General features: G+C 45.8%; 7 protein-coding genes. 2 read left to right on the forward strand and 5 right to left on the reverse strand.

Annotated features, from left to right (window positions below; genetic code table 11):
- The first annotated feature begins 40 nt into the window (after nucleotides 1-40).
- Nucleotides 41-1,186: a diguanylate cyclase gene (locus AC805_RS22075; protein WP_055077406.1), complete on the forward strand. Its 1,146-nt coding sequence runs from the start codon at nucleotides 41-43 to the stop codon at nucleotides 1,184-1,186.
- A gap of 60 nt (nucleotides 1,187-1,246) precedes the next feature.
- On the opposite strand, the gene galT is transcribed toward AC805_RS22075, so the two are convergent.
- The 5 genes from galT to AC805_RS22100 all read right to left on the reverse strand — a co-directional run bounded on the left by galT (nucleotide 1,247) and on the right by AC805_RS22100 (nucleotide 8,894).
- Complete coding sequence (galT, locus tag AC805_RS22080; RefSeq protein WP_055077407.1) at nucleotides 1,247-2,266, reverse strand: galactose-1-phosphate uridylyltransferase; 1,020 nt, start codon at nucleotides 2,264-2,266, stop codon at nucleotides 1,247-1,249.
- A gap of 30 nt (nucleotides 2,267-2,296) precedes the next feature.
- Nucleotides 2,297-4,207 carry a diguanylate cyclase domain-containing protein gene (locus AC805_RS22085; protein ID WP_055077408.1) on the reverse strand — a complete coding sequence of 637 codons (1,911 nt, stop codon included), beginning with the start codon at nucleotides 4,205-4,207 and terminating at the stop codon, nucleotides 2,297-2,299.
- A gap of 41 nt (nucleotides 4,208-4,248) precedes the next feature.
- Complete coding sequence (locus tag AC805_RS22090) at nucleotides 4,249-5,103, reverse strand: Tab2/Atab2 family RNA-binding protein (RefSeq protein WP_055077409.1); 855 nt, start codon at nucleotides 5,101-5,103, stop codon at nucleotides 4,249-4,251.
- Between the two features lie 194 nt (nucleotides 5,104-5,297).
- The gene (topA, locus tag AC805_RS22095; RefSeq protein ID WP_055077410.1) at nucleotides 5,298-8,027 is read right to left on the reverse strand and encodes a type I DNA topoisomerase; all 2,730 of its coding nucleotides are present in this window, start codon (nucleotides 8,025-8,027) and stop codon (nucleotides 5,298-5,300) included.
- 429 nt (nucleotides 8,028-8,456) lie between these two features.
- Nucleotides 8,457-8,894 (reverse strand): protein disulfide isomerase family protein, encoded by a 438-nt coding sequence (locus AC805_RS22100; protein WP_055077411.1) that lies wholly within the window; start codon nucleotides 8,892-8,894, stop codon nucleotides 8,457-8,459.
- A 130-nt stretch (nucleotides 8,895-9,024) separates the two neighbouring features.
- On the opposite strand from AC805_RS22100, the gene AC805_RS22105 reads away from it, so the two are divergent.
- Entirely contained in the window at nucleotides 9,025-10,161 is a 1,137-nt protein-coding gene (locus tag AC805_RS22105; RefSeq protein ID WP_055077412.1) for a glycosyltransferase family 4 protein, read from the forward strand.
- The last annotated feature ends 172 nt before the right edge of the window (nucleotides 10,162-10,333 follow it).

Genomic DNA, 10,333 nt, shown 5'->3' on the forward strand with positions numbered 1-10,333 from the left:
AAGTATTTTCCGTTTAGTATGAATAATTTGGATATTTTCTATGATTGATACCGATCCGATAATTGCGGATATTCTAGAATTTGCTGATGAAACTGATGATAATTCATCCCATGATTACGGTTTTTGGAAAATCTTAATCGTCGATGACGAAAGTGAAATTCATAGTATTACACAACTATCTTTAGAAGATTTTATTTTCGATCGCAAAAAGTTGCAATTCCTGAACGCCTATTCAGGAATTGAAGCCCGTCAATTAATATCCGCACATCCTGATGTGGCTGTTATCTTACTTGATGTCATTATGGAATCTGACGATGCAGGTTTAGTAACCGCCAAATACATTCGCGAAACCTTGCAAAATCGGGCAATGCGGATCATTTTACGAACGGGGCAGGCTGGACTAGTACCAGAAAAACAGGTAATTATCGATTATGACATTGACGATTACAAGACTAAGACAGAGTTCACTTCCCATAGGCTTTTTACAACAGTTATTACAGCTTTACGCTCCTATCGCTCCTATACAGAATTAGAAGCCCTGAACAGTCAGCTAGAAAAACGAGTAGAAGCGCGAACTATTGAGCTACAAAAGGAAATAGAACAACGTAAAAAAATTGAAATCGCTCTTAAAGAAGCTAATCAAAAACTGGAGTCTTTAGTAAATATTGATGGGTTAACCATGGTCGCAAACCGTCGATGCTTTGATAATCGACTAACGGAGGAATGGGCTTGGCTATCAAGACAGCGTCAATGGCTCTCATTAGTCCTCTTCGATCTAGATTTCTTTAAGCTATATAATGACTTTTACGGACATCTGGCAGGGGATAGCTGTCTTAGGGATGTAGCCCAAGCGATCTATAAGAAAGTAACCCGTGCTGGGGATCTCGTTGCTCGTTATGGTGGTGAAGAATTTGTGATCCTCCTTCCCAACACTAATTTAGATGGCGCAATTGTGGTCACACGGAGAATTCAGCAAGCAATTCAAGATTTAGCCATTCCCCATCAGCTCTCTAGAGTGAAACCCACCGTCACCATTAGTATCGGGATTGCTTCAATTCTGCCAACCCCTGAAATCACTCCCCATAAATTAATCGAACAGGCAGATCGAGCTCTATACAGAGCCAAACAACAGGGGCGCGATCGCTACTGTACTCATCTCGAAGTATCTGAAGTACCAATAACATAAGTTGCGTAAAAATTACTCAGCATATCAGCTCAACACTTCAGCTCAGCACATCAGCATAGTTTAGACTAAGGGCGAGTGAGTTTCCACATCAATCTCTCGCAAAAATTTAGCGCTATCCTCTGGAATAGCAGTATTAATATACATCCCGCTACCCAACTCAAACCCCGCAACTTGAGAGACTCGCGGCACGATCGCTAAATACCAATGGAAGTAGTCAGACTGCTTATCATCCGTTGGTGAAGAGCGAATTATGTAATTGTAAGCAGGATTATTTAAACCATAAAAAAGCTTCGCCAGAGTTGTCTTCAGCATATAGGCAAGATCTTCTAATTCGATATCAGTAATCGCCCCAAAGGAAGAAGTATGGCGGCGCGGAAATATCCATAGATGAAATGGAGAAAGAGCTGCATAGGGGATAAATGCCACAAAATAGGCGCTCTCTAGGACGATCCGCTCTTGAGATTGCAATTCATCTCTGAGGGTATGACAAAACAAACATTCCCCCATGTCATCAAAATAACTCGCTGCTTCCATCATTCGACAACGGATTTGCGAGGGTACAACTGGCGTGGCCGCGATTTGCGAATGGGGATGCTCTAAGGATGTCCCTGCACTTTCACCATGATTTTTAAAAATAATGATACTTTCAATCCGTTGATCGCGACGAATCACGTCATAGCGTTGACGGTATGCTTTCAAGATATTAACGACATCCCTCGTTTCCATGAGCGCAATCGTGGCATTGTGATGCGGGTGTTCGATGATCACTTCGTGGTAACCGACACCTGTCATAGAACGATGAATCCCTTCATTATGACGAATGCGATCGCCGATTGGAGAGAGGGCGGGATATTTATTGGGGATAATCCTGACTCGCCAACCATGCTCGTTCTCTATACGCAAATATTCGATCTCCGAGGGATTCTCGTTCCCCTTACAGAAAGGACAACTATGCTTATAAATCGGTAACTCAGGCGGGATCTCATCCTGCGATCTCGCAAATTCATGGGGACGTTTGGATCTTTCGGTCGCAAAGATTACCCAGTCTTTAGTAATTACATTTTGGCGAAGGTGGGACATAGCCGTTGAGGTTTAACGATACTGAACTACTTAGCATGGAGAAAACATCACGGACTGATTGCGCCCCCTCTGCTTGGCATGATAAAGGGCTACATCCGCTTGCTTAACAAGCATGGATGGTTCTTGGATAGAGTTGGGTATTAGGCTAGCTACACCAATACTAACCGTAACTATATCGCCGATATCCGATTTTTGATGGGCAATACATAGATTTGTAATTGTCCTGCGGATCTGCTCAGCAACTATAATTGCGCCTTTCGCGTCGGTATTCGGCAAAATCACAGCAAATTCCTCGCCGCCATAGCGTGCGACCAGATCGGTAGGACGCAACAACACCTGCTTCACCGCTTGGGCGATCGCCATTAAACAATCATCACCCATTTGATGCCCATAGCAATCGTTGTAGCGCTTGAAGTAGTCAATATCAAACAAGATCAAGGTCAAAGGTTGCTGTTCGCGCTCTAGTCTCGACCATTCCAATTCTAGCCTTTGATTAAAACAGCGGCGATTAGCGATTTGGGTCAAACCATCAATATTAACCAAACTTTCTAGTTCTAAATTTGCCTTTCTAAGAATAGATTCGGCATACTTCATGTCAGCTTCGGCTCGTTTGCGATCGCTAATTTCAAACACCACAAAACCAACCGCAACGGGAATATCATCGAGATCGAAAATTGGGAAATAGGATGATAGCCAAGTTTGCAGAGTTCCATCTGGGTTGTAGAGATTACTAGCATTTTCTTGATTTAAGAGCGGCGTTCCCGTCTTAAAAACCTCATTCAGAGAAGCCTCAATCTGTAAACTTAGATCGGGGACGATCTCTTGAGCGCTCCTACCCAGACATTCATCAAGATCTCTTTGATAAATTTCTGCTAATAATGGATTAATCCTTATGTATCGAAGTTGGCGATCGACAATCCCCATCCCCACAGGAGCCGAAGCGAAAAACCCGCTCAGTTGAGCTTTACTTTGTTGCAGTTCCTTAGTGCGCTCAATTACTTGTGTTTCCAGACTCTCCATCGTCTGCTTCAGCGACAACTCCGCTTCTTTCCGTTCGTCAATTACCGCAGAGAGAATGAGTGATGTCAGCGAAAAAACAGCGGTAAAAGATTGCAACAGCAATAATGATTGATTGGGAGAATTCTCGATATAGAGTCCATGCCCTCTAGCTGTGGATAAAATCGCAATTAGGGAGACAAGACTTACTAATAGACTCGCAAAAAAACTACCATAGCGAAAAACCGTCCAGATCAGAATGGGTAGGAGCAAATACGCCAATGGATAGCCTTTTAAAAAGCAAATCCAACTAACGCATAAAAACACAAATAGGACTAAGGTAATCTCGAGCCATCGGTGTTCATTTGGCTGAGATAGGTTTTTCCATAACAATATAGTTGGCGTAAAGATTAAATGCGGAAGCGCACTCCCCAACCACCATGTCACCCAGCTAATACCATAGCCATGCCATTTAATAACTCCCGCGACGCAAAGACTCGTAACCCCTAAACTCGCCGATACCATCGGCGCAAAGACCGCCGCCGCAATGTACAAAACTACGGTATTAACATGACTAAAAATATCTTGATGTCTTGCGTATCTTTTGATCCAATAGGTAGCAACCAATGGCTGGAGAACATTGCCACAGGCACAGAATGTAAGAACTAATAAAAAGCTCCAGACTGGTAGAGACGGATTTACTTTGAATAAACCGAGCATAAGTGCGTAGGTAGACCCACAGATAATTCCTAAAACAGCCCGATTGCCTAGTAGGTAAACTAGGGCTAATGTCATCCCTGAGGGAAACCAAACTGAGGCAACAGTGGCAGGTAGAGTGGCAAACTCATGACTGAGCCTTACACCCATGGCATAGGCAATCGCTACAAGAAGATTAAAAATTACAAATCGAATAGTTCTCTTCTGAAATAACCGATTGCCTTTCATGTATTGCACTATAAATTATTAGGCAATTTTTATTTTACAGGTTATATAACTTCTTTCAGCATCCAAAATCCAGCAAAATGCTCCTCTTCGGCATTAGTTTGGATCGCCAAAAAATGAAAACCCTGAGACTTTTGCTTAGCCTTCTCAAAGTCAGCCCCCTGAGCGATCGCTAATTTATCTTTAGGAGCTTGCAAATTTGCTAAGACCCAACGCGCATCAGCACTTGCCTCCAACTGCATTTGGGTGCGATCGCCTAATAAATTCCACTCAAACTTGATAAATACAGGATCGACTCCCGACATCCAAGCCGCCAAAGCCGTCGCCCTAGCAGAGATTATAATGATCCCCGCCACAATTGTGTCAGGATCAAGATGGCTGACATCCAGAAGTTCGCTGAAATCCATCGACCATTCCTTTGCCTCTGCAAAATCACTTGCCTTGAGGGATACGGATATCCATTTTTCACCCATAAGGGCATCGGGAACGGGTTTGGGATCTTGAGCGGCTAATACTTTTAAGGGTAGAGGATTGGGATCGACAGCCTGAAATCCATCACGATTGGGATAAATACTCGCCATTCTCTCCGCTAACCATGCGGACATTGTAAACACTCGCCGCGAAGCCTGCCCCGTAATCCCAGCAAGTTTGCAACCTCGCATAATAATATTGGTCATGCTAGGACGGAAAAAGCGAATCTTAATCGGAGTCTGTCCATTGGTGGCGACACAGTCGGTGAGTTGCTTAGCTAACCATTCTGAGTTCACTTCCGTAGATGGACATTCGCGTACCCATTCAAACTGCCGATCGCGATCGCAGATTAGCAGTTCCCACACTTTCTTATTATTGGCATCCAGTAAGGGACGGGAATAAAAATCTAACTCCCAAATTTTCGACATAAGTTACTTTTTGCTTTGGTTTGATTATTTTGACTTTTTTCATGGTATCGCGATCGTTACCTCTAGATTTTTTAGGTATAGCTACCGTCACTTGAATTAAGACAAATCAAAACCCAAGAATTAATTGGCGGCGCTTCGCGCCGCCAATTAATTCTTGGGTTTTATGTCCCAGTACACTTGGCGACAGCTATAACTTATTTTTTGGTTGCAGCGGTTTTCGTGGCAGCGGCTCTAGTTGTGGTGGTTTTCTTTTTGGTGGCTGTCGCGGCGTTTTTTGTGGTAGTTGCCTTAGTTGCCGTAGATTTGGTAGTGGTCTTTTTGGTGGTAGTTTTTTTGGTTTCGCTAGAAGCCGCCTTAGTCCGCTTACTGGTGGTTTTACCAGATTTGCTTGCCAACATTGATAGGGCCTCTTCGAGGGTTAGGGCTTCCACCGATTGCTCCTTAGTTAGCGACACATTCACCTTGCCATGTTTGACATAGGGACCATACTTGCCGTCAAGAATCTCGATCGCTTCATCATCACTGGGATGCTTGCCCAGCGTCTTCAAGACCTTAGCAGCCGCAGCTCCCCGTAGCGTTTTTGGTTGCGATAGCAACTCTAAGGCGCGTTCAAAGGTAATCGTATAGGGATCATCGGTGGACTTGAGCGATCGGTTATCGTCCTTATCGCCATTGCCTTTGGTATGACAGACATAGGGGCCAAATCTACCCGTATTGACAAAGACGCGATTGCCAGTGTCAGGATGTGCGCCTAAGGTACGGGGCAAGGCTAACAGTTTTACAGCGAGATCGAGGGTAACTTGTTCGGGCTGCATTCCCTTAGGTAGAGAAGCCCGTTTGGGTTTAGGCACTGCATCCGTAGCTTGCCCTAACTGCACGTAGGGACCATATTGCCCCATCATCATAAAGATCGGCTCGTTCGATTCGGGATGAATTCCTACTTGATCGGGACCTTCAAGTTTCTGTTTGAGGAGTAATTCGATCTTGTCGGGAACGAGATCGGAAGGGGTGAAGTTTTGTGGAATTGACGAATTAACCGTGCGATCGCCATCACCAACTTGGATATAAGCACCAAACTTACCGATTTTGACCTTGACATCATCATCTAAACCCTCAAGGCGCACTGTCCTTGCCGATTCACCATCGATCAGACTATCGCGGGATTTCACCTGTCCGCTTAAGCCCTGTTCGCCAGAATAGAACTTCTTGAGATAGGGTAGCCATTCCACACTCCCCGTGGAAATATCATCGAGGGTTTGTTCCATTTTTGAAGTAAAACTAGGATCGACGAGATTGGGGAAATGCTCTTCTAGAAGACTGGTAACTGCAAAGGCGGTAAAAGTGGGGATGAGCGCATTATTGACCAGCTCGACATAGCCGCGATCGCAGATCGTGCCAATAATGCTGGCATAGGTACTAGGACGACCGATCCCCTCACTTTCGAGCATTTTAACGAGGGCTGCTTCTGTATAGCGAGCGGGGGGCTGGGTCTCATGCCCGACCGTATTTAACTCTTGGCAGACGGGATGATCGCCCACCTTGAGGGACGGTAGCATCACTTCTTTTTCTTCGAGAGCCGCATCGGGATCGTCAGAACCCTCCACATAGGCGCGGAAAAATCCTGCAAAATCGATACGTTTACCCGAAGCGCGGAATAAAGCATCCTCGACGGTCAATTGCACACTGAGCATCGTCAACTGAGCATCGGCCATTTGGGAGGCGACGGTACGTTTCCAGATCAGGTCGTAGAGAGCAAACTCCCGTCCCGAAAGTCCAGTTTCTTGGGGAGTGCGGAAAGTTTCACCTGCGGGACGAATGGCTTCATGGGCTTCCTGTGCGCCTTTGGACTTGGTCACATACTGGCGTGGCTCTTTGCTGAGGAAGTTACTGCCATACATCGTGGTAACGCATTGTCGTGCGGCGGCGATCGCCTGTTGCGATAAATGCACCGAGTCAGTCCGCATATAGGTTATAAAACCCTGCTCGTAAAGCGCTTGCGCCACACGCATCGAATCCCTTGCCGATAGGCGTAGTTTGCGGTTGGCTTCTTGCTGAAGGGTTGAAGTGGTGAAGGGTGGCGATGGCTTGCGAGTAGCAGGACGTTCATCGAGATTGCTCACCGACCACACTTTGCCATTGAGTCGATTTTTTAAAGCGATCGCCCCCGCTTCATCCAGTAGTAAAACCTTGCGACCCTTGGCAATTTTGCCCGTCGCCTCATCAAAGTCTTTGCCCGTCGCCACATTTTTACCGCCAACAGCAACTAGCTGCACGGGAAAGTCCTGTTTGGGGGCATAGAGATTTGCCTTCAAGTCCCAAAAACTACCCGACTTAAAAGCCCGACGTTCGCGTTCGCGATTTACAATCAGTCGTACCGCCACGGACTGCACTCGTCCCGCCGACAGCCCCCATTTAATTTTTTTCCACAGCAAGGGCGAGAGGGTATAACCGACAAGGCGATCAAGAATGCGGCGAGTTTCTTGGGCATGGACAAGGCGATCGTCAATCTGGCGGCAATTTTTTAAGGCGCTTTTAATGGCTTCGGCAGTAATCTCGTGGAAAACCATGCGCTTAATGGGGACTTTGGGCTGCAAGATTTGCAACAGATGCCAAGAAATACTTTCCCCTTCGCGGTCTTCGTCAGTCGCTAGAATTACTTCTTTAGCTCCCTTGAGGGCTGCCTTGAGCTCGCGGACAATTTTTTTCTTGTCGTCTGGCACGATGTACAGTGGCTCAAAGTCGGCATCCACATTCACACCGAGCTTTGCCCATTCAGTTTTCTTTAGCTCCTCAGGAATGTCGCTCGCTGATTGTGGCAAATCGCGCACATGCCCCATCGATGCCTCTACTCGATATCCAGTAGGCAAAAAGTTCCGAATGGTGCGGGCTTTAGTGGGCGATTCGACAATGACAAGAGTAGACATATTAGCCTGCAAGGTTTGCGGTAATCAAAAAAGACAATCGAGAAGGCAGATCGAGGATTTATGAAATGCCTTCTTAACCTATATACAATGTTTATGCAGAAAATTACTAATTTTCCGTAGGACGGTAACTACACTAACAAGGTGCCCGAAACTACTAGTTGCAAATTTAGCAATTTGATGCATTGGTCTCAATTAATGCATGTAAAGCGCGATCGCGCAAGCCGATTGTTTTTCGCGATCGCGTGAGGGTAAGCTCTTAGCGGCTCAGTAAACTTACAGCGCTTTGCGCTCAAACCCAAACCAAGAAAAATTTTGAAAGCGTTGCTTCGCAACGCTTTCAAAATTTTTCTTGTGGTTCGTTTGATCGGTAATTGCTGTAAAGTCTAGAAGAGAGTACCGCCCGCTACGCGGGCGGTACTCTCTGAGTATTTAAAATTGGCTACGGTATTTGGAGATCTCTGCAAGTCCTTTCAAAGAGCGATCGCCAGGATATAGCTTGCCATTAATTTCCCAAGTGGGATAGCCTCTAATTCTTTTGTCTATACAAAGCTGAGTCTGGGGATTGACTCCGCGTTCATCACATTCAATTACCTCTAGCTCGTCTAACGCCTCTTTGCCAAAACGCTCTTTTTGATTGTGGCAATGGGGACACCAAAAGACTGTATATAACTTTGCACCTATTTTGCGTAAATGCTTGGCTAGATCGATCGCGTCGGGACTCGAAGTGGTGGTTACTGGTTCGCCTGCTTGCTGGGCGATCGCCATTGGAGTTAGATTTGGAGACAGGGACAGAGCCGAAATTCCTGCGATGTTAGCGATCGCAATGCCCACAGAAGCTAAGGTCGTAGAGGCAAGAGGAAACTTCATAATTCTGGTGAGTTCAACGTTGCTATTTTAACCGCAAAAACTCAAGATGATATGGCAAGACGATAGAAAGCTATAGAATTTAAGCCTAGCCTTGCAAAGCGAGAATCCAACAAAATAACTATGTCCATATATGTCCACAATAGAAAATCTCCGCATTGCGATCGTCCATGAATGGTTTGCGAACTACGCAGGGTCGGAGCGGGTAGTCGAGCAAATTTTAAATTTGTTTCCCAAGGCCGATCTCTTTGCGGTCGTGGATTTTTTGGAGGATTCTAAACGGGATTTTATTCAAAACAAAAAAGTTACGACGACCTTCATTCAAAATTTGCCCTTTGCCAAGACCAAGTTTCGGCAATATTTGCCCCTCATGCCCTTAGCGATCGAGCAACTTGACTTGTCCGCCTACGACTTGGTGATTTCGAGTTCCCACGCTGTCGCCAAGGGGGTACTGACCGCACCGCACCAGTTGCATATTTCCTACGTGCATTCCCCGATTCGTTATGCATGGGATTTCCAACATCAATACCTCAAAGAATCTAATTTGGAACGGGGGATCAAGAGTTGGATTGCTCGCTGGATTTTACATCAAATGCGGATTTGGGATACCCGCACAGCCAATGGAGTCGATCTATTTATTGCTAATTCTGAATTTATTGCCCGTAGAATTCAAAAGGTTTATCGGCGATCGGCAAGGGTCATCTATCCCCCTGTAGATTTACAGAGCTACGCGCTATGGGAACAAAAACAGGAATTTTATCTCACTGCTTCGCGTTTGGTTCCCTACAAACGTATTGATTTAATTGTGGAAGCCTTTTCACAAATGCGCGATCGCCAACTGATCGTGATTGGAGACGGCGAGCAAATGGCAAAAATACGGGCAAAAGCAAGCGTTAACATTCAATTTCTCGGTCATCGTGAGCCAGAGGAATTATGTTCCTACATGCAAAATGCAAAAGCTTTTGTATTTGCTGCCGAGGAGGATTTTGGAATTACGCCCGTGGAGGCGCAGGCTTGCGGGACACCAGTAATTGCCTATGGACGCGGTGGGGTGCGGGAATCCGTGCGAGGTTTAGATAGCGATCGCCCTACGGGGATATTTTTTGCTGAGCAGACAGCAGCAAGCATCCGCGCGGCGGTAATAGAGTTTGAAAAGAATGGCGATCGCATCTTGCCGAAGGACTGTCGTGACAATGCCCTGCGCTTTTCAACGGAGCGCTTTCAAAGGGAGTTTAGGGAGTTTGTGGATCGGGCTTGGGGCGATCGCTAATAAAAAACGAAGAAGAGAAGGTTGGGGCAAGCCCCAACCTTCTCTTCTTCGTTTTTTAGAAACCATTTAAGAATTACTTTCTGCGGTCAAAAGCTCTAAGAGATCCCCCTCAATCCCCCTTAAAAAGGGGGAAGAATTTAATTCTCCCCCCTTTTTAAGGGGGGCTGGGGGG

This window comes from Pseudanabaena sp. 'Roaring Creek' (genome assembly GCF_001402795.1).
GTDB lineage: Bacteria > Cyanobacteriota > Cyanobacteriia > Pseudanabaenales > Pseudanabaenaceae > Pseudanabaena.